General features: G+C 38.6%; 18 protein-coding genes. 11 read left to right on the forward strand and 7 right to left on the reverse strand.

The features are described 5' to 3' along the window. Positions 1-13: 13 nt before the first annotated feature. Positions 14-487 (reverse strand): 23S rRNA (pseudouridine(1915)-N(3))-methyltransferase RlmH, encoded by a 474-nt coding sequence (gene rlmH, locus H9565_RS09415; protein WP_215439004.1) that lies wholly within the window; start codon positions 485-487, stop codon positions 14-16. A 130-nt stretch (positions 488-617) separates the two neighbouring features. Here rlmH and nadC point away from each other — a divergent pair, with 130 nt between their 5' ends. From nadC to priA, 4 genes are read left to right on the forward strand one after another with little or no spacing between them, the layout of a single operon-like run. Then, positions 618-1,475, forward strand: a complete 858-nt coding sequence (nadC, locus tag H9565_RS09420; protein WP_215439005.1) for a carboxylating nicotinate-nucleotide diphosphorylase — start codon at positions 618-620, stop codon at positions 1,473-1,475. Further along, positions 1,476-2,444 (forward strand): YihY/virulence factor BrkB family protein, encoded by a 969-nt coding sequence (locus tag H9565_RS09425; RefSeq protein ID WP_215439006.1) that lies wholly within the window; start codon positions 1,476-1,478, stop codon positions 2,442-2,444. Next, positions 2,441-2,881: a DUF2147 domain-containing protein gene (locus H9565_RS09430; protein WP_215439007.1), complete on the forward strand. Its 441-nt coding sequence runs from the start codon at positions 2,441-2,443 to the stop codon at positions 2,879-2,881. The genes H9565_RS09425 and H9565_RS09430 overlap by 4 nt, the downstream gene beginning before the upstream one ends. A 16-nt stretch (positions 2,882-2,897) precedes the next feature. Further along, positions 2,898-5,354: a replication restart helicase PriA gene (gene priA / locus H9565_RS09435; RefSeq protein ID WP_215439008.1), complete on the forward strand. Its 2,457-nt coding sequence runs from the start codon at positions 2,898-2,900 to the stop codon at positions 5,352-5,354. A 65-nt stretch (positions 5,355-5,419) separates the two neighbouring features. On the opposite strand, the gene H9565_RS09440 is transcribed toward priA, so the two are convergent. Next, the gene (locus H9565_RS09440) at positions 5,420-6,112 is read right to left on the reverse strand and encodes a LytR/AlgR family response regulator transcription factor (RefSeq protein WP_215439009.1); all 693 of its coding nucleotides are present in this window, start codon (positions 6,110-6,112) and stop codon (positions 5,420-5,422) included. Between the two features lie 228 nt (positions 6,113-6,340). Here H9565_RS09440 and rpsF point away from each other — a divergent pair, with 228 nt between their 5' ends. The 6 genes from rpsF (at position 6,341) to hisS (ending at position 12,718) form a co-directional block, all read left to right on the forward strand. Next, positions 6,341-6,679, forward strand: coding sequence for a 30S ribosomal protein S6 (gene rpsF / locus H9565_RS09445; protein WP_215439010.1), 339 nt, complete (start codon positions 6,341-6,343; stop codon positions 6,677-6,679). A gap of 6 nt (positions 6,680-6,685) precedes the next feature. Continuing rightward, entirely contained in the window at positions 6,686-6,982 is a 297-nt protein-coding gene (rpsR, locus tag H9565_RS09450; RefSeq protein WP_013991412.1) for a 30S ribosomal protein S18, read from the forward strand. Between the two features lie 12 nt (positions 6,983-6,994). Beyond that, positions 6,995-7,447, forward strand: coding sequence for a 50S ribosomal protein L9 (rplI, locus tag H9565_RS09455; RefSeq protein WP_215439011.1), 453 nt, complete (start codon positions 6,995-6,997; stop codon positions 7,445-7,447). Positions 7,448-7,549: 102 nt separating this feature from the next. Then, complete coding sequence (locus H9565_RS09460; protein ID WP_215439012.1) at positions 7,550-10,687, forward strand: TonB-dependent receptor; 3,138 nt, start codon at positions 7,550-7,552, stop codon at positions 10,685-10,687. Positions 10,688-10,752: 65 nt separating this feature from the next. Continuing rightward, the gene (locus H9565_RS09465) at positions 10,753-11,226 is read left to right on the forward strand and encodes a DUF6495 family protein (protein WP_215439013.1); all 474 of its coding nucleotides are present in this window, start codon (positions 10,753-10,755) and stop codon (positions 11,224-11,226) included. A 115-nt stretch (positions 11,227-11,341) separates the two neighbouring features. Then, entirely contained in the window at positions 11,342-12,718 is a 1,377-nt protein-coding gene (gene hisS, locus H9565_RS09470) for a histidine--tRNA ligase (protein ID WP_215439014.1), read from the forward strand. Here hisS and H9565_RS09475 read toward each other — a convergent pair. Together H9565_RS09475 and H9565_RS09480 are read right to left on the reverse strand one after the other, a co-directional pair. Next, a complete protein-coding gene (locus tag H9565_RS09475) occupies positions 12,713-13,261 on the reverse strand; it encodes an NUDIX hydrolase (protein WP_215439015.1) in 549 nt (182 codons plus the stop codon). The genes hisS and H9565_RS09475 overlap by 6 nt on opposite strands. A 43-nt stretch (positions 13,262-13,304) precedes the next feature. After that, positions 13,305-14,393, reverse strand: a complete 1,089-nt coding sequence (locus H9565_RS09480) for a M42 family metallopeptidase (protein ID WP_215439016.1) — start codon at positions 14,391-14,393, stop codon at positions 13,305-13,307. A 102-nt stretch (positions 14,394-14,495) separates the two neighbouring features. Here H9565_RS09480 and H9565_RS09485 point away from each other — a divergent pair, with 102 nt between their 5' ends. Continuing rightward, the gene (locus tag H9565_RS09485; RefSeq protein ID WP_215439017.1) at positions 14,496-15,179 is read left to right on the forward strand and encodes a DUF4294 domain-containing protein; all 684 of its coding nucleotides are present in this window, start codon (positions 14,496-14,498) and stop codon (positions 15,177-15,179) included. A 2-nt stretch (positions 15,180-15,181) separates the two neighbouring features. Here the strand turns inward: H9565_RS09485 and H9565_RS09490 are convergent, their stop codons facing one another. Genes H9565_RS09490 through H9565_RS09500 form a run of 3 tightly spaced genes read right to left on the reverse strand, consistent with a single transcriptional unit; the run spans position 15,182 to position 18,712 of the window. Then, on the reverse strand, positions 15,182-15,424 hold the full coding sequence (locus H9565_RS09490; protein ID WP_215439018.1) for a DUF6095 family protein: 243 nt from the start codon (positions 15,422-15,424) through the stop codon (positions 15,182-15,184). Between the two features lie 26 nt (positions 15,425-15,450). Further along, the gene (locus H9565_RS09495) at positions 15,451-16,308 is read right to left on the reverse strand and encodes a DUF4249 family protein (protein WP_215439019.1); all 858 of its coding nucleotides are present in this window, start codon (positions 16,306-16,308) and stop codon (positions 15,451-15,453) included. A gap of 4 nt (positions 16,309-16,312) precedes the next feature. After that, entirely contained in the window at positions 16,313-18,712 is a 2,400-nt protein-coding gene (locus H9565_RS09500) for a TonB-dependent receptor (protein ID WP_215439020.1), read from the reverse strand. Positions 18,713-18,830: the final 118 nt, after the last annotated feature.

Below are 18,830 nucleotides of genomic sequence, written 5' to 3' on the forward strand. Positions count from 1 at the left end.
ATAGGGTATTGCTCTACCTGTGGTGATAAGGTTCATTACGTAGAATAGTAAATGCCCTGTAAACTTGTTCCACTATAAATAAACGTACCATTTGGTGAGAAAAAGTCATTTTAGACAGACTAATCTTGCCCTGTGCCTTGCTGTAAACGTCTGGGCTGAAACCGTACGGCCCGCCTATGACAAAAACTAGTTGTTTAAGACCGGCGTTCATTTTTTTCTGTAGATAGGAAGAGAAATCTACGGATGAAAACTGTTTTCCGTTTTCATCTAGGAGAACCAGTACATCCGTATTGGTCAATTGTTTTAAGATAAGTTCACCTTCCTTTTCCTTTTGTTGGGTTTCGGAGAGGTTTTTGGTGTTTTTAATGTCGGGTATAATGGTCAGGTCAAATTTAACATAGTGCTTCAATCTATTCTCGTATTCGCTAATAAGTTGCAGCAATGCTTGGCTATCCGTTTTTCCGATAGCGATGAGTTTTATGGTCATGCTGCAAATATAATTTGAAATAATAAAAATTCGTTATTCCTGTCCAAAGCAGTTCTTACAAATAACCCTTGGGGTAAAGTCTATAAACCCCCAACAATTTACTAATTTAGCTTTAAGTAAAATTTCATAGATGATTTCCAAAGAACAATTTCAAAAAGAAATAGAGTATATCATAACCAACGCCATTCGTGAAGATGTAGGAGATGGAGACCATAGTTCTCTAGCTTGTATTCCGGATACAGCAACGGGTAAGGCTAAATTATTGGTAAAGGACCAAGGTGTTATTGCGGGTGTGGAATTCGCTAAACAAGTTTTTAAGTATGTAGACCCTGGTATGGAGGTAGAAACACTTATAGAAGATGGTTCGGCGGTAAAACATGGTGATATCGTTTTTTATGTCACAGGAAAATCACAGAGCATTTTAAAGGCAGAAAGATTGGTTTTGAATGCCATGCAGCGTATGAGCGCCATCGCAACCAAAACAAATTCGTTCGTAAAGTTGCTAGAGGGTACGGGAACTAAAATTCTTGATACAAGAAAAACTACGCCCGGCATTCGTGCTTTGGAGAAATGGGCGGTAAAAATAGGGGGTGGAGAAAACCATAGATTCGCTCTTTATGATATGATCATGCTTAAGGATAACCATATAGATTTTGCGGGTGGAATTGGCAGGGCTGTTCAGAAAACAAAAGACTATTTAAAGGAAACCAATAGAGACCTTAAGATAATAGTTGAAGCTAGGGACTTAAATGAGATAGAGCAAATTCTTGAAGCCGGTGGTGTGTACCGTATTCTAATAGATAATTTTAATTATGAAGATACCCGTAAAGCGGTAAAGTTAATTGGTGATACGTGCCTAACGGAATCTTCGGGAGGGATAAACGAAGATACCTTGCGTAAATATGCGGAGTGTGGTGTGGATTATATTTCTTCTGGAGCGCTAACACATTCTGTCTACAATATGGATTTAAGCTTAAAAGCGGTGTAAATGTCGCAGGAGATAGAGGATAGAATTGAAAAAATTCCTGTCATTAACCGGCTTGCTCGTTTCTTAAAACGAATAAAATTACCGGCTTTTGAGGGGCTATCGCTCTATGATTTAATGGAAATGTATATTCTTGGTATTTTCCGTGGGGCTATCTCTACACGTGCCAGCTCCATTGCGTTTAGTTTGTTTTTAGCGCTGTTTCCGTTACTGATATTTCTCATCACCTTAATACCTTTTATACTGCCTTACGTAAGTGTGGGCAATGAAAATTTTGATTCTCAGTTCCTTGTTTTTTTAGAGTCTTTTTTACCTTCGGCTACAAGTGATTATTTTGGGGATATTTATCAGCAAATAAAAGACCAGAAAAGAGGTGGGTTGCTATCCTCGGCTTTTTTGTTCTCCATTTTTCTGATGGCCAATGGGGTAAATGCCATTTTTGGAGGGTTTGAAAATTCGTATCACGTAGAGCTTACCAGGAATTTTTTCCGTCAATATCTTTATGCTCTAATGGTGGGGCTTATCCTGTCCATTTTGCTCATTGTGGGTGCTGTTACCTACGGGTATTTTGAGTTTTATATTACGGATTACTTAAGTGTTTGGGCGGCCAAAACACGTGGCTATGATCTTACTGAGAATGATATTGTTGGAGCTCAGATAGGCAAGGTGCTCTTCTTTGTTATACTGTCCTATTTTACAACGGCTATATTGTATTATTTTGGTACGATGGAGGGTAAACATGCACGCTTCTTTTCTGTTGGAGCTTTAATGACTACCTTATTGTTCATGCTTACATCATATCTTTTTGGGGTATATGTTGAAAAATTTGCTAGATATAATGAATTATACGGAGCTTTAGGGGGTTTGTTGATACTTATGGTATATATCTGGTTAAATTCTAATATATTGTTGCTCGGGTTCGAGCTTAATGCTTCATTGAACTCTTTAAGAAAAACATATTCTAGAAGATGAGTGTAACCAATATTACGAGTTTAATTTTCCTGTTTTTATCCATGCTTCCAATGGGGCAGTCCCAAAGTGTATTCGGAAAATGGAAAACCATAGATGACCGCACCGGTAAACCAAAAGCCATTATCGAAATTTATGAAGAAGATGGAAAAATGCATGGTAAGGTGATTGAAATAGTGGAAGAAGGAAAGGAAAACTTTATTTGCACCAAATGCGAGGGAGATATGAAAGACAAGCCTGTATTGGGTATGACAATTATTGAAGATGCAGAACACCATGGGAACGGGGTTTATAAAGGAGATACTCTTTTTGACCCTCAGCAGGCAATGACCTTTAGATGTAAAATTTGGCTTAACCCAGATAATCCTGATGAACTTAAAGTAAGAGGGTATTTGGCCTTTATTTACCGCACCCAGACTTGGGTACGGGTAGACGGATAGATTTTCACTCCACTGTATGCAGTATTTTATTGATGTTATATTACCGATTCCTTTAGAGAAACTATTTACCTACACCGTTTCTGAAACCGAGGCTGAGTTTTTGCGTCCTGGTATGCGGATAGGGGTGCCTTTTGGAAAGTCTAAAGTCTATACGGGCTTGGTTTACAAGGTGCATACCAATGCCCCTGAAATATACGAAGCAAAGGAGATTGACCGTATTCTGGATGAAGACCCAATTATTAATGCTATTCAGTTAAAACATTGGCAATGGGTTGCTGAGTATTACATGTGTACTATTGGCGAGGTTTTCAGGAGTGCCGTACCTGGAGCTTTCTTATTGGAAAGTGAGACCCTTATTCTACGGAACAATAGTGGGGAGATAGATGAATCTGGACTGGAGGATGATGAGTTCTTGGTCTTTGAAGCGTTACAGCATCAGGCTGTACTAAAAGTGCAGGAGGTAAGCGCTATTATTGAACGAAAAAATATTCTGCCGGTTTTGAACCGGCTAATAGAAAAGAATGTTATTCTTCTCAAAGAAGAAATGTACGAGCAGTATAAGCCTAAACTGGTTCGTTATGTAAAACTTGGCAAAGAATATCTTTCGGAAGAAAAACTAGAAGCTCTTTTAACCAATCTGTCCAGGGCTCCCAAGCAAAGCCAAGTGGTTCTATCCTTATTTCAGTTACAAGCTACCAATAAAAAGCCAATTAAAGTAGATGAGCTTGAGAAAACCAGTGGGGGGTCAAAAGCGGTTATAAAATCGCTAGTACATAAAGGAATCCTGGAAGAGTACTTTATAAGAACAGACCGGGTCAATTATGAAGGAGAGGAAGAAAACTATAGTTTAAAGGATTTAAACGAATATCAGCAACAAGCTTTTGACGATATAACCGAGAGTTTTAAAGCGGATAAGGTTACTCTTTTACATGGAGTAACTTCGTCGGGAAAGACAGAGGTGTATGTAAAACTGATAGAAGAATGTCTGCAAAGAGGGGAGCAAGCGCTTTACCTTCTACCTGAAATAGCCTTGACCACTCAGCTTATTTCTCGTTTACAGAATTATTTTGGTGAAAAAATAACGGTGTATCATTCCAAATACAGTGTGCAGGAGCGTGTAGAGGCTTGGAACAATGTTTTGACCAGCAAAGATAAAGCCCAAATAGTCATAGGAGCGCGTTCCGCTTTGTTTTTGCCTTTTTCCAATTTAGGGCTTATTGTGGTTGATGAAGAGCACGAGAGTTCTTTTAAGCAGTTTGATCCGGCACCAAGATATCATGCGCGCGATGCTGCTATAGTGTTGGGTAAATTACATGATAGTAAAGTTCTGTTAGGGTCGGCTACACCAAGTATTGAAAGTTTTTACAATGCTAAAATTGGAAAATACGGATATGCGGCAATTACCCGGCGTTACGGAAATGTGCTTATGCCGGATATTGAATTGGTAGATATAAAGGAGCAGAGCCGTAAGCGCCGTATGAAGGGGCATTTTTCGGAACGCTTGTTTCTGGCGATCGAAGAAGCTCTGGAGGCAGGCGAACAGGTGATTTTATTTCAAAATAGAAGAGGGTACGCACCAATAATGGAGTGTACTACTTGTGGGCATTCGCCCCAGTGCCCCAATTGCGATGTAAGTTTAACCTATCATCAATATAAAAAACAATTACGCTGTCATTATTGTGGGTATCATATGGCATTGCAAGTAAGCTGTCAAGCCTGTGGAAGCCAGACTTTGGATACCAAAGGATTTGGGACAGAACAGGTGGAAAAGGAGCTGGAAACCTTATTTCCAGATGCTAAGACCTGGCGTATGGATTTAGATACCACTCGTGGTAAACATGGATATGAAAAGATAATAACTGCTTTTGAGCAACAAGAGATGGATATTCTTGTGGGTACGCAAATGTTGACCAAAGGGCTTGATTTCAGAAATGTGAGTTTGGTAGGTATTATGAATGCGGACTCTCTTCTGAATTTTCCGGATTACAGGGCGCACGAACGTTGTTTTCAACTATTGACACAAGTAGCGGGTAGGGCAGGACGTACCAAAAAAAGAGGTAAAGTTTTAATACAGAGTTATAATCCGTACCACCAAATTTTACAACAGGTATCTACCCATGATTATGATTCTATGTTCAATGAGCAGTTGTACGAGCGGGAACAGTATAAATATCCTCCCAGTAATAGAATAATAAAAATCACTTTTAAGCATAGGGAGTATAACCGTCTGAACGAAGCAACGGAATGGTTCGCAAAAGCACTTCGTACAACTTTGGGGGGTAATGTGCTAGGGCCCGAGTATCCGCCGGTGGCCAGAGTGCGGAACCTTTTCTTAAAAAACGTATTGATAAAGATACCACATGCCCAATCTGTTGTAAAGACGAAAATGGCTATCAAGAGAATAGAAAAATCGTTTAATTCCGTTTCACAGTATCGTAGTGTACGGGTTATCTATAATGTAGACCATATTTAAGGGCGAATCAAAAAAAATCCCGAACACCATTTGATGTTCGGGATTTATATTTTAAAGTAGAAATGCTAGACATTGGCCAATGCTTCTGCTAACTCGGTCTTCTTGTTCCTGCTCAGAGGAATGGACCTTCCACTAACTTCAACATTTTTACTGTTGAATTTTTCTATCTTTTCTAGATTCACAATGTAGGATTTGTGAATGCGCAAGAATTTATCTTCCGGTAGTTGCTGCTCAAATGACTTCATGGTAGATAAGATAACAATGTTAGCCTCATCCGTAACCAATTTAATATAGTCGCCAAGAGCTTCTATCCATTTAATATCGTTTAATATAACTTTACGTTTTTTAAGGTTGCTCTTAACGAAAATATGTTCTTCGTCTTCTTGAACTTTATTCATTTGTTCATATTTGGCAACCGCTCTTTTTACCGAAGCATCAAATCTGGCAAGGGTAATAGGCTTATGCAAATAATCGGTTACATCGTAATCAAATGCTTTAAGAGCATAATCTGGCTTACCTGTAATCAAAATTACTTGAGGACTGTTTTCTAAGGATTCGAGTAGGTCGAATCCACTGATGATAGGCATTTCAACATCAAGAAAAATAAGATCGATCTCGTTGTTCTTAATGCCGTTTTTGGCTTCGATCGCATTGCTGTACTCGGCCACCATAGCTAGGTTGGGATGACTGTTTACAAGCTTCGCGACTGCCATTCGTTGCATGGACGAATCGTCTACGATAATACTTCTTAATTTCATAAATGGGTCGATTTGTGGGGTTAAATCATCGACAAAATACTAAAAAAACGGGCTCAAATACAATAATATTGTAAACTTGGCCTGCTTTTTTGTGTAATTTGTAATGACATAGGTTAAGATTTGGTTATGTAAGATTTTAGGATTATCAAAGTATAACGAAGAAATTTCCGTTTTCTTGTAAAGTCTCATAAATATTATTACTTTTGCAACCCTAAAAAATATACATTTATGAACCATTACGAAACTGTTTTCATTTTGAATCCCGTGCTTTCTGATGATCAGATAGCGGAAACAGTTAAGAAATTTGAGGATTTCTTAATTAAAAATGGCGCCAAGATGGTCTCCAAAGAAAACTGGGGACTGAAGAAATTGGCCTATGCCATCCAACACAAGAAAAGTGGATTTTACCACTTGTTCGAATTTACAGCTACCGGAGAGGTAATTACTCCTTATGAGCAAGAGTTCAAAAGAGATGAACGTGTTATGCGTTTCTTAACGGTAAAACTAGACAAGCACGCAATTGAGTGGGCTGAGAAAAGAAGAACAAGGTTAAAAGCTAAAGCTTAAGGAATTATGGCAACATTACAACAACAAGCAAAAGGAAAAAAAGACGGTGAAATCCGTTATTTGACTCCATTGAACATTGAGACCAATACTAAAAAGAAGTATTGCCGTTTCAAGAAATCAGGTATTAAATATATCGATTACAAAGACGCGGACTTTTTAATGAAGTTAGTAAACGAGCAAGGTAAATTGTTACCTAGAAGACTTACAGGAACTTCTTTAAAATACCAACGCAAAGTGGCTCAAGCAGTCAAAAGAGCACGTCATTTGGCTTTGATGCCATACGTAGGAGATTTATTAAAATAAATTTAAGGCAAGATGGAACTTATACTAAAACAAGACGTAGAGCATTTAGGCTTTAAAGATGATGTCGTAAACGTAAAGAACGGTTACGGTAGAAATTACCTTATTCCAAGAGGTTTAGCCGATATGGCTACATCTTCTGCTAAAAAGGTATTGGCAGAGAACTTAAAACAAAGAGCTCACAAAGAGAAAAAAGTTGTTGATGCTGCTAGCAAAACAGCTGAAGCTCTTAAAGCTTTGGAATTGAAAATAGCTGCTAAGACAGGTGCTGCCGATAAATTATTTGGATCGGTTACTACTATTGATCTAGCTGCTGCCCTTGAAAAAGAAGGTCACAGTATTGATAAGAAATTTATCAGCATTCAAGGTGGTGCCGTTAAGCGTACTGGTCCTTATAATGCACAAATAAGATTGCACAGGGAAGTAATTGTAGATTTCCCTTTTGAGGTTGTCGCAGACAAAAAATAACGTTAACAGAACGTTAATAACCTTATGATAACTTAGAAGAGCTATGCTTGCATAGCTCTTTTTTTTTGCGCTCTTTTGTAAGACTAACTCAAACAGATGATTATGTCTAACAAACTTCATTTAAGTCTTGTGCTATTCCTTTCTTTCTTTAGCGCAATTGCACAGGTTACGACCTCCAACATGAGCGGATCGGTGGTTGATGATCAGAACTTACCTTTATTAGGTGCAAACGTAGTTGCTGTACATACCCCAACGGGTACCAAGTATGGCGCTATCACTAACGAAGATGGTCTATTTAGAATACTTAACCTTAGGGTGGGTGGGCCCTATACGGTTACAGTTTCTTATGTTGGTTTTAAGCCACATAGTTTAACTAATGTGTATTTGTCATTAGGGGAAACGTTTAATGCAAACATAAACTTAACAAGTGAAAGTCAGGCATTGGACGAAGTAGTTGTGGTTTCTGATAGGTCCGGGACATTTAATGGTGACAGAACCGGTGCGGAAACAAGTGTAGGTAGAAGGGAATTAACACGCCTGCCTACCATTTCTCGTTCTGCTCAAGATTTTACTAGGTTAGAGCCAACGGCCAGTGGCAATTCTTTTGGTGGACGTAATGATCAGTTTAACAATTTTTCTTTGGATGGGGCAGTTTTTAATAATCCTTTCGGGTTGGATGCAGCTACTCCTGGTGGGCAGACTGGCTCTCAACCCATATCGTTAGATGCCATTGAGCAAATTCAAGTTTCTACAGCCCCTTATGATGTTACACAATCTGGTTTTACCGGAGCTGCGGTCAATGCGGTAACTAAAAGCGGTACAAACGAGTTTCATGGAACAGTATATGGCTTTACTAGAAATGAAAGTTTAACTGGAGGAAAAATAAAAGGGGAAGATGTTACAAAACCCGACTTGAACCAAAATCAATACGGAATTAGTATTGGGGGGCCTATAGTAAAGGATAAATTATTCTTTTTTGCAAACTTTGAAAAAGATGAAAGAGATGATTTGGGAACAAATGGTTGGGTTTCAAACAGTGGGTCAGGTGCTATTAATGAATCTAGAGTTTTGGAGAGTGATTTGATTTCTGTTCAATCAGCCCTTGCAGCGGCGGGTTATAATACCGGCTCATATGATGGTTTTACGCATGCTTCGGAATCTACCAAAGGTATTTTTAAACTAGATTGGAACATTAACGATGATCATCGCTTAGCTGTTATTTATAATTTTTTAAGAGCATCTAAGGAAAAACCAGCGCATCCAACGGCTATTAATACTAGAGGACCCAATGCAAATACATTGCAGTTTCAAAATTCGGGATATGAGATTAACAACAACTTAAATTCTTTTCAGTTAGAATTAAATTCAACGTTTTCCTCAACAACTACAAACAAGTTGCAAGTTGGGTTTACTCATTTTGATGATTTTAGAAACCCGTTCTCAACACCTGCTCCAGTAATAAATATTACCAAAGATGGCTCACCTTATATTATAGCTGGTCATGAGCCTTTTTCTATTAATAATAAATTAGATCAAAAAGTTTTTCAGGTTACAAATAACATGAACTTCTTTAAAGGTAATCATACATATACTGTTGGATTTTCTTTTGAAAAATTTCAGTTTGATAATTCATTTAATCTAAAAGGCTATGGCTTTGATGTCTTTGGTAGTGTAGATATTGCGGATTTTGATGCAAGTAATTATGACTTTGCTGCGGCGCAAGCTACTTTTAATACTAAAAATGCTTTAGGTGATGGAGCAGATGGAGGATGGTTGTTGGCCGAAACGAATGTCGGTCAATTAGCTTTTTATGTACAAGACGAGTGGAATATATCTGAAAAATTCCGATTGACTTATGGCATACGTATGGATAAACCTCTATTTTTTGATACGGCGGATAAAGCCCAGGAATTTATTGATACGGATAATGGTGAGGTATATCTACCGGATACAGAATATTTTGACCCGGAAACGGGAGAAGCTCTGTTGATTGATTCTACAGAAATGCCTAATAATGATTGGTTAATATCTCCAAGAGTTGGTTTTAACTATGATATAAAGGGAGACAATACATTTAAATTACGAGGAGGAACGGGAGTATTTACTGGTCGTTTTCCTTTTGTTTGGGTAGGTAACCAAGTAAGTGGTGTGGATGCCTTTTTCTATCAGGCCGTAGATCCAGATTTTAAATTTCCCCAAGTTTGGAGAACCAACATTGGTGTGGATAAACGATTGGATAATGGTCTTGTTCTGACTGCAGATTTTTCTTATACGAAAGATATAAATGGTGTTCACGTTCAGAACTGGGGTTTGAAAGAGCCTTCAGGACAATTGCAAGGAGTTGATAATAGGGCAGTTTATTTAGACGGTGACCATGCAAAGGCTACTTTACCTTGGGGTGATGTTGTTAATGGAAACGCTTATGTAATGACAAATTCTGATAAAGGAAGAATCTGGAATGCTTCTTTAAAAGCTGAAAAATCCTTTACCAATGGATTGTATACAATGTTGGCATATAGCTTCTTGGATTCTAGGGATGTAAATTCAATTGAAGCAGAGATAACAGGAGATGCTTTTGCAGGAAACCCAGCTTTAGGTAATGTAAACAATGATGTTTTGGCCCATTCCAAGTACGGTGACAAACATCGTTTTATTGGAGTTGCAAGTAAGAAGTGGGACTACGGTAACGATAAATGGTCAACAACACTTTCCACCTTTTTTGAGTATGCGCAAGGTGCACGTTTTAACTACACTTATGGAGGGGATATTAACGGAGATGGTTCTAGTATTAATGATTTAATATATATCCCAACTACCAGTAAAATTGGAGCAATGCAATTTAGTGGTACGGATGATGCCGCAAGTTTAGAAAATTATATTTCCCAAGATGATTATTTAAATGAAAGAAGAGGTGAGTATGCTGAAAGGTATGGAGCAATATCACCTTGGAGAGGGAAGTGGGATGTAAAATTGTTGCAAGATTATAGAATAAAATGTGCCAATGGAAGAACAAATACCATCCAATTGAGCTTTGATATATTGAATATAGGTAACATGATCAATTCGGATTGGGGATTAATTCAACAACCAAATAGTGAGCAATTATTAGGGGTGAACTTTGATGCAGCCGGATTACCTGTATATACTTTTAATGGTAATGCGGAAAGTAGAACTTTTGGTTATGACTCAAGCTTAGCCTCTAGATGGCAGGCTCAAATAGGTCTACGCTATATTTTCTAGAACTAATAATCATATTTTATTGCACAAAGGCCGTACTTATCGTACGGTCTTTTTATTTTTGCAGAATGAAATACATGAGGCTTACCAAGCAGCAATTAGAAGAGCTGCATCAAGAATTTATAAACTTCCTGGCTACACAATCCATAACGGGTGATGAATGGGAAGAAATTAAAACGAACAGACCACAAGTTGCAGAAGAAGAGATAGATGTTTTTAGTGATTTGGTCTGGGAGGGCGTACTTACCAAAGTAGCGTATTTGGAAAATATTTCCGAAAAGCAAATGCATTTATTCTATTTGGCCGAAAAGGAAATGAAATTAATTTCGGTAAAGGTGATGAACCCAGAAATAGATTTGACCACTAATATTGGGTTTTCTTGGTTCAAGAAAAATTGGCAGTCAGACTTCGTAGAATATTTAACGGCTTCCAAGATGTATACTGAAGATAAAAACCTAGATAAATTTAAGCTTATCCAACAAGGTGCAGTTATTACAAAAGGTGATCTGTACCAATGGTTTGATAAGGTTATAGAGGTTTAGGCGAACCTTATTTTCATCGCACGCTAATTTTACAACAGAGCACGGAATTGGGATTATCTATATAATTCACTGCTCGTCTTTCTAAAATTTTATATTTGCACCACAATTACATCTAATGGCACAAAAACCGAGCATACCTAAGGGAACTAGGGATTTTACCCCTTCCGAAGTCATCAAAAGAAACTACATTTTTGATATTGTAAAAAGGCATTTTCAGACCTTTGGTTTTCAGCCTATTGAAACCCCTTCTTTTGAAAATTCGGATACCTTAATGGGAAAATATGGTGATGAAGGTGACCGCCTCATTTTTAAGATTTTGAATTCTGGTGATTTCTTGAACAAGGTAGATGATGTTACCTACAGTTCTAAAAATTCAAGTTCTTTAACCCCAAAGATTTCTGAAAAAGCTCTCCGTTATGATTTGACCGTGCCCTTTGCTCGTTATGTAGTCATGCATCAGAATGAAATTGATTTTCCGTTTAAGCGCTATCAGATTCAGCCGGTTTGGCGTGCGGATAGGCCTCAAAAAGGACGTTTTCGTGAGTTTTTTCAGTGTGATGCAGATGTAGTTGGTTCTGATTCCCTTTTGCAGGAAATAGAGTTTGTGCAGTTGTACGATGCCGTTTTTACTGATTTAAAGTTGGAAGGTGTCAACATTAAAATGAACAACAGAAAAATTCTTTCGGGTATTGCCGAAGTTATAGGTGCACAAGACCTCCTTATAGATTTTACAGTTGCTTTGGATAAGTTGGATAAAATTGGTGAAGAGGGTGTGAAGAAAGAAATGGCGGAAAGAGGGTTGACTCCGGAAGCTATTGCCAAGGTAGAACCACTTTTCTCGCTAACGGGTGGTAATTTAGAGCAGCTTCAAGCTTTAAGAGACCTGTTAAAAGACTCTGAAACAGGTAGTAAAGGAGTTGAAGAGCTGACTTTTATCGTGAGTACTATTGAAGAAATGGGGCTGCAATCCGCTAAACTTTCTATTGATGTTACTCTAGCTAGAGGACTTAATTATTACACAGGAGCTATTTTTGAAGTTGGCGCACCGGAAGGAGTAAAAATGGGGTCTATTGGTGGTGGTGGCCGTTATGATGACCTTACCGGTATTTTTGGTTTAAAGGATGTAAGTGGAGTTGGCATCTCTTTTGGCTTGGACCGTATCTATTTGGTCTTAGAAGAATTGGGCCTTTTTCCTGAACGTATTGATCAATCCCTGCAAGTACTTTGCCTAAATTTTGGGGATAAAGAAGGTTTGGCCGCGTTAAAATTGGTATCCGCTTTACGTAAAAATGGTGTTAAAGCAGATGTCTACCCGTCCAATGCAAAAATTCAGAAGCAATTCAAATATGCAAATAATAGAAATGTACCGTATGTAGTTTTGATCGGGGAAAAAGAATTGGAAGAAAATTCTTTTGTTGTAAAGCATATGGAAAATGGTGAGCAAAAAACGTTTGCTTTGAATGCCATTTCGGATTTTATAACAACATTATAGCCTCTTTTTAATCTCTTTAATAATGGTCTTATAGTATTCCGTACTATGAGGAACATATTTTTGGGTGTTGGCCAGCCCCCATGTTTCTTGAGAAAATTGAATTAAAGATAGTAGGGCCAAGTCTTCAACTTCACTTTCTTGTTTTTTTAGTTGATGTAAGGGCGCTTTAAGTTCACATAAGAAGGTGTGATGAAACTCGCAGTCTAGCAACTGCTCGGAATGTTTGTGAACGGATTTAAAAATACCGATTTTTTCCAAAGCTTCGGGCTGAACGCTTAGGCCTATCTCTTCTTCAATTTCACGCGTTGCCGAAATCTCTATATTTTCTCCGGCCCCAATATGGCCTGCCACCGATACATCCCACAGTAAAGGAAATACATCTTTGTTTTTAGACCGTTGCTGAAGCAAGATTTGTCCATTTTTGGTGTACAACCAAATATGAACCGTTGGGTGAAATAACCCTTTTAGGTGAGCTTCGGATTTCATTGCCGTCTTTCCAGTGGTATTTCCATTGGAGTCGAGGATATCAATTAATTCATCCATATGTAAAAAATAAACCCTCCTTTTTGGGGAGGGTTAGATTTGTTTAATCGAAATAACTAAAAGTTTCTCCGTCTTTAATATTCAAGACCGTTTCGTAAATCAACCTGATTACGTTTTCAACATCGTCTCTGTGAACCGTTTCAACAGTGGTGTGCATATAACGTAACGGCAAGGAGATAAGAGCGGAAGCAACACCTCCATTACTGTAAGCAAAAGCATCTGTATCCGTTCCGGTAGCCCTGGAAGCTGCCATGCGCTGAAAGGGTATTTTATTGGCCTCAGCAGTTTCAATGATACGTTCTCGTAATTTGTTCTGAACCGCCGGGGCATAGGAAATTACGGGTCCGGCACCAATTTCGGTATGGCCTTGTGTTTTTTGCTCGATCATAGGAGTAGTGGTGTCATGGCAAACATCTGTTATGATGGCCACATTGGGCTTAATGGTCTGCGTAATCATCTCCGCACCACGTAAACCTATTTCTTCTTGAACCGAGTTGGTAATATATAGCCCAAAAGGCAATTTCTTCTTGTTCTCGTGAAGCAAACGTGCTACTTCGGCAATCATAAAGCCACCGGCGCGGTTATCAATGGCACGGCAAACAAATTTGTCTCCGTTCAAGATTTGGAACTCGTCCGGATAGGTAATAACACACCCAACATGAACTCCCATTTTCTCTACTTCCTCTTTGTTTTTTGCTCCTATATCAATAAATATATTATCCAATTTAGGAGGTGTTTCCTTGCCTTTATCGCGGGTATGAATAGCTGGCCATCCAAAAATTCCTTTAACTATTCCGTCTTTGGTGTGGATATTCACCCATTTGGAAGGGGCTATTTGGTGGTCACTACCTCCATTTCTAATAACGTACAGTAATCCGTTATCGCTAACGTAGTTTACGTACCATGATATTTCGTCTGAGTGCCCTTCTATTACCACCTTGAATTTGGCATCTGGGTTAATTACCCCTACGGCCGTACCGTATGTGTCCGTTATAAAGGTGTCCACATAGGGTTTAAGGTAGTCCATCCATATTTTTTGACCTTCCCATTCGTAGCCCGTTGGAGCTGCGTTATTCAAATATTTTTCAAAAAAATCAAGTGATTTTTTGGTAAGAATTTTCTTTGTAGCCATTAAATTTATATTTAAATACGAATTTACTAATATTCACTTTTATTTAATAATAAGCAGACCTATTTATCGTTAATTTGGCAAGGCTTTTGTATAATGTCCGTTATGAAAAAAACAATTCTGTTTTTATTTTTTACCAACCTCTTTCTTTTAGGGTATTCTCAAATAGAGGAAGAACCTTTGGACTCCATTGCGGAAAAGATGATTATCGTAGAAGGCGATTCTATATTTAGGAATTCTATAGATTTGGATGAAGTTTATCTGTTCGGGAAATTAAAATTCACTTCCTACAAGGATAAATTAAGGTATTATATTTTGAGAAGAAAGACATTAAAGGTGTATCCCTATGCCAAATTGGCGGCTGAGCGGCTAGAGGAACTTAATGACAGTATTACAAAAATCAAGAAGCGTAGGCACCAAAAGAAATATACCAAAGAAATCCAAAAGTTTATTGAAGAGGAATTTTCCGAAGAATTAAAAAAATTGACTCGTACGGAAGGTCAGATTTTGGTGAAACTGATATACAGGCAGACCGGAGAAACGGCTTTTGACCTCGTTAAGGAGCTTAGGAGCGGTTGGCGTGCCTTTTGGTACAATACCACGGCAAGCATGTTTAAAATAAGCTTAAAAGAACGGTTTCAGCCTGATCAAGTACATGAGGATTACCTTATAGAAGATATATTGCAGCGCGCTTTCTCCGAGTTTAGGCTGGAGCGCCAAGAATCTGTACTAGATTATGATTATGCCCAGTTAATCAATAAATGGGGAGATGTAGGAAGCAAACAATAGAGTTATTTTTTCTTTTTCTTACCGAACAGAGACTCCATAATTAACCGTAAACTGTAAAATGCCATTACTATTGCTCCAATGGCGAATATAAAGCCTAAAATTAGAACGGGCCAATATAAGGGATGACCTTGGTTTTTAAAAGCTTGGTATATTACACCTGGAGCCAGGAACATTAGGAAAATTGTATAAGCAATATGTTTAAGCCCTTTTACCAGTAAATCTTTATCCGTTCTCTTTTGAGACATAGTTGCAAAATTCAATTTGGGTAAAATTACTCAATAGAAATGGACTTGGAGTACGTTTGGCAAACGGCAAAATATCCTAGGGCAAAATTCTCTTGGTCAACTAGGTTATCAAGATTGTCCAAATCCGAAATATCCTCAACATTAGTGACATTTATAATATTGCCTTTTACCGTGCCTGCTGGGGTTTGAAACGGACCTTGGTCTCCTCCGGACTGCACAATAAGTTGGTTCATGTAATTATAGAAACCCCTATCAACACCCAGTATACTTATATCCAGCACCATTCCGTCTTTTACATCATCATCATAAAAATAAGAGAACTCAAAAGTCTCACCAGGGTAAAATGTATCTTCCGTGACCAAGTATTCGTTAAAATCAAAATCAAAAAGATAGAAATCGGTTCGGTTGGGTTGGTCCTTAAAAGCTACTACTATTTCTGTTTCTTCGCCTGAAAAAAGAGTTGCATCGCCCTGCTCTAATTTGGTAATTGGTACCGTAGGTACATAGGCAGTCTGCGCCGCATATCTTGAGCCTTGATGTTCAATAAACAGAACCAAATCACCGGACGTCATAAAATCTATGGTCGTTTCACTCTGGTAGACACCGCTACCGCTAAAGGTTTCAAAGAGGGGTATAGTTTCTTCGCTTTCCAGATTGGTAATGCTTATTTGGTCTAGTCGTGCAGGTTCTACAGATTCAAAAAAATTAGTTGATGTGCTCACTCTTACTTCGGCATAATATGTAGAGGAGGGCTGAGTAAGATCAATTCGCATTAAGGCATCTACGGTTAAGCGAGACTGGTCCGTTGGAACTTCTACTTCCACAACGTCTTCACATGCGGATAAAAACGGAAGCAGGCAGAGTATATAAATAAACTTTTTCATGGCCTTAAAATTTAAAGTTATACGTTACCGCCGGTACCACGCCAAAAATTGATGTACGTACCGCTTCATTGGCTCCGGTATCCTCATTGCGACTAAAACTTATAGATGCGGCATTCCTGCGATTGTATACATTGTATACGCTGAAGACCCATTCGGTCTGCCATTTTCTGTCTTTGTTCTTTTTTGGGGTCAGGGTTGCGGAGACATCCATACGATGGTAAGCGGGCAAACGCTCTTCATTTCGTAGTCCGTAATAGGGAACGGTAAGCCCCTGAAAACGAAATTGACCTATAGGGTAATTGGTGGGTTGCCCTGTTTGAAATACAAAATTGGTATTGAAATTCCATTTTTGATTTAAATCATAGCTCGCATAGGCCGATATATCGTGGGTCTTGTCATACGGGGTGTTGTACCAGGCTCCGGAGTTTATGCCAGTTTCCGTAAATGAAGTACCATCTTGCAATTGAATGGTTCTTCCTGGTGTCCTTTGCTCAGATTTTGAAAGCGTATAGGCAAGCCAACCCTGAAACTTACCCTCGTTTTTGCGTAGTAAAAATTCCAGACCGTAAGCTCGCGCTTCGCCATTTAGAATAACTTGCTCAATGGCATCATTGGCAATAAGGTTGGCGCCATCTATATAGTCTATGCGATTTTGAACGTCCTTATAAAAAGCCTCGGTTTCAAAAGAGAAATCACCATCCTTTAGATTTTTAAAATACCCCACTGCGTATTGATCAAGAATTTGGGGTTTTATAAAGGGGCCGCTTGGAGTCCAAACATCCAACGGAGTAGGAGAGCTGGTGTTGGAAAGTAAATGCAGGTACTGTGCCAAATGGGTGTAGCTGGCCTTTATAGAACTACTGTTGTTTAAGGTGTATGCCAAGGATATACGTGGTTCCAGGTTGTTAAAGGTAGCTAAGCTGCCACTTCTTTTTACGTTATACCGATCTATAGGTATGCCTTCCTGATATACTTGAAGTACCGGGTCAAAAAAGACAGGGTTATCATCTAAATAGACGTTTACCTCGTCTTGTCCCAATCGTAAAAAATTACTGAAGCGGAGTCCATAATTTAGACTCAGGTTTTTGGTTATATCATGTTCAATATCAATATAGGCAGCAAATTCATTGGCATACTTTTGTGTTAACTGCTCTTCTACTATACCGGAATCTTCGTTGCTGGGCTGTATTTTTCCAGGGTTAAAACGATAGTAGATATTATTGATGCCGTAATTAATTTGAAACTTGTCCGTGATATAGTGCTTCAGGTCATATTTTATGTTGAAGTTTTCAATACCCGAATTCCAATCGAAGCCTACAAAATCCAGTTTTAGACCATAGTAATAGTTGGAATAGATTAAAGAGAGGTTAGAAAATAACTTGTCTGAAAATAGGTGATTCCATCTAAAATTACCTACTGCGTTTCCATAAGTATTTACAAAACTATCGCTTATACCAAATACATCACGACCAAAATATCCTGATAGGAAAATACTGTTGTTATCGTTTATGTTGTAATTGAGCTTGGTATTTAAATCGTAGAAATAGGCGGTATTATCTACGTCAAAAAGGGGCAGGAATAGGTGAGCATAGGAGGCACGGCCTCCCACAAGAAACGCAGCTTTGTCTTTTTTTATAGGGCCTTCTACCAACAAACGGCTGGCAACGGCGCCTATACCTCCGTTTACTTTAATTTTTTTGCTATTTCCTTCTTTTTGGAAAATATCCAGAACCGACGAGACTCTACCGCCATAACGGGCCGGAATTCCCCCTTTATATAGTTTAATATCCTTTATGGCGTCCGGGTTAAAGACAGAGAAAAAGCCGAATAGGTGGGAGGAGTTGAAAATAGTGGCCTCATCCAATAAAATTAGATTTTGGTCTACGGCACCGCCCCGCACATTAAAACCGGAAGCACCCTCGCCTGCGTTGGTTACACCGGGCAGTAAGAGAATGGATTTAATAACATCGGCCTCGCCCAAGATAACCGGAATTTTTTTGATGGTTCCCACAGATAAGGAGTTCACGCTCATCTGGGGTTTGCGTACATCCATTTTTTCTACGTCTTCCGTTACTACAACTTCTTGCAACTGTTCAGCGGATTCCATCAGCTGAAAATTCATTTTTTTATTCGCATCCAGTGTGACCGTTTTTACAACATCCTGAAAACCCAGATAACTGACCAACAACTGGTAGGTGCCTTCTGGGAGGGTAATGGAATAAAAACCGTATTCATTGGTGGTAACCCCTGTTTCCAGTTCGGGGAAAACAATAGCCACCCCAATAAGAGTTTCATTGCTGGAATCTTCTGAGATTGTTCCGCTTAAAGTGTATTGCCTTTGGGCGAAACTATTAAAAAAACAAAGTAGAAAGACACTGAGAACGACCTTGGTAAGTTGGTTCATCTAAGAGCAATTTTTTTATAAATGTAGCTAGAAAAAGACCTTTACAGAAAATGTTAACACTATTTTAAAAAGAAAAAGGCCCTTGCAAATGCAGGGCCTTTATTATTGTACTTAACTC

This window comes from Zobellia russellii (assembly GCF_018728565.1).
In the GTDB taxonomy this organism is placed as follows: domain Bacteria; phylum Bacteroidota; class Bacteroidia; order Flavobacteriales; family Flavobacteriaceae; genus Zobellia; species Zobellia russellii.

What these genes read in the sequence shown, in the direction of transcription:
- rlmH (WP_215439004.1), bottom strand. Translation starts at nt 487, where the DNA reads ATGACCATAAAACTCATCGCTATCGGAAAAACGGATAGCCAAGCATTG.
- nadC (WP_215439005.1), top strand. Translation starts at nt 618, where the DNA reads ATGATTTCCAAAGAACAATTTCAAAAAGAAATAGAGTATATCATAACC.
- H9565_RS09425 (WP_215439006.1), top strand. Translation starts at nt 1,476, where the DNA reads ATGTCGCAGGAGATAGAGGATAGAATTGAAAAAATTCCTGTCATTAAC.
- H9565_RS09430 (WP_215439007.1), top strand. Translation starts at nt 2,441, where the DNA reads ATGAGTGTAACCAATATTACGAGTTTAATTTTCCTGTTTTTATCCATG.
- priA (WP_215439008.1), top strand. Translation starts at nt 2,898, where the DNA reads ATGCAGTATTTTATTGATGTTATATTACCGATTCCTTTAGAGAAACTA.
- H9565_RS09440 (WP_215439009.1), bottom strand. Translation starts at nt 6,112, where the DNA reads ATGAAATTAAGAAGTATTATCGTAGACGATTCGTCCATGCAACGAATG.
- rpsF (WP_215439010.1), top strand. Translation starts at nt 6,341, where the DNA reads ATGAACCATTACGAAACTGTTTTCATTTTGAATCCCGTGCTTTCTGAT.
- rpsR (WP_013991412.1), top strand. Translation starts at nt 6,686, where the DNA reads ATGGCAACATTACAACAACAAGCAAAAGGAAAAAAAGACGGTGAAATC.
- rplI (WP_215439011.1), top strand. Translation starts at nt 6,995, where the DNA reads ATGGAACTTATACTAAAACAAGACGTAGAGCATTTAGGCTTTAAAGAT.
- H9565_RS09460 (WP_215439012.1), top strand. Translation starts at nt 7,550, where the DNA reads ATGTCTAACAAACTTCATTTAAGTCTTGTGCTATTCCTTTCTTTCTTT.
- H9565_RS09465 (WP_215439013.1), top strand. Translation starts at nt 10,753, where the DNA reads ATGAAATACATGAGGCTTACCAAGCAGCAATTAGAAGAGCTGCATCAA.
- hisS (WP_215439014.1), top strand. Translation starts at nt 11,342, where the DNA reads ATGGCACAAAAACCGAGCATACCTAAGGGAACTAGGGATTTTACCCCT.
- H9565_RS09475 (WP_215439015.1), bottom strand. Translation starts at nt 13,261, where the DNA reads ATGGATGAATTAATTGATATCCTCGACTCCAATGGAAATACCACTGGA.
- H9565_RS09480 (WP_215439016.1), bottom strand. Translation starts at nt 14,393, where the DNA reads ATGGCTACAAAGAAAATTCTTACCAAAAAATCACTTGATTTTTTTGAA.
- H9565_RS09485 (WP_215439017.1), top strand. Translation starts at nt 14,496, where the DNA reads ATGAAAAAAACAATTCTGTTTTTATTTTTTACCAACCTCTTTCTTTTA.
- H9565_RS09490 (WP_215439018.1), bottom strand. Translation starts at nt 15,424, where the DNA reads ATGTCTCAAAAGAGAACGGATAAAGATTTACTGGTAAAAGGGCTTAAA.
- H9565_RS09495 (WP_215439019.1), bottom strand. Translation starts at nt 16,308, where the DNA reads ATGAAAAAGTTTATTTATATACTCTGCCTGCTTCCGTTTTTATCCGCA.
- H9565_RS09500 (WP_215439020.1), bottom strand. Translation starts at nt 18,712, where the DNA reads ATGAACCAACTTACCAAGGTCGTTCTCAGTGTCTTTCTACTTTGTTTT.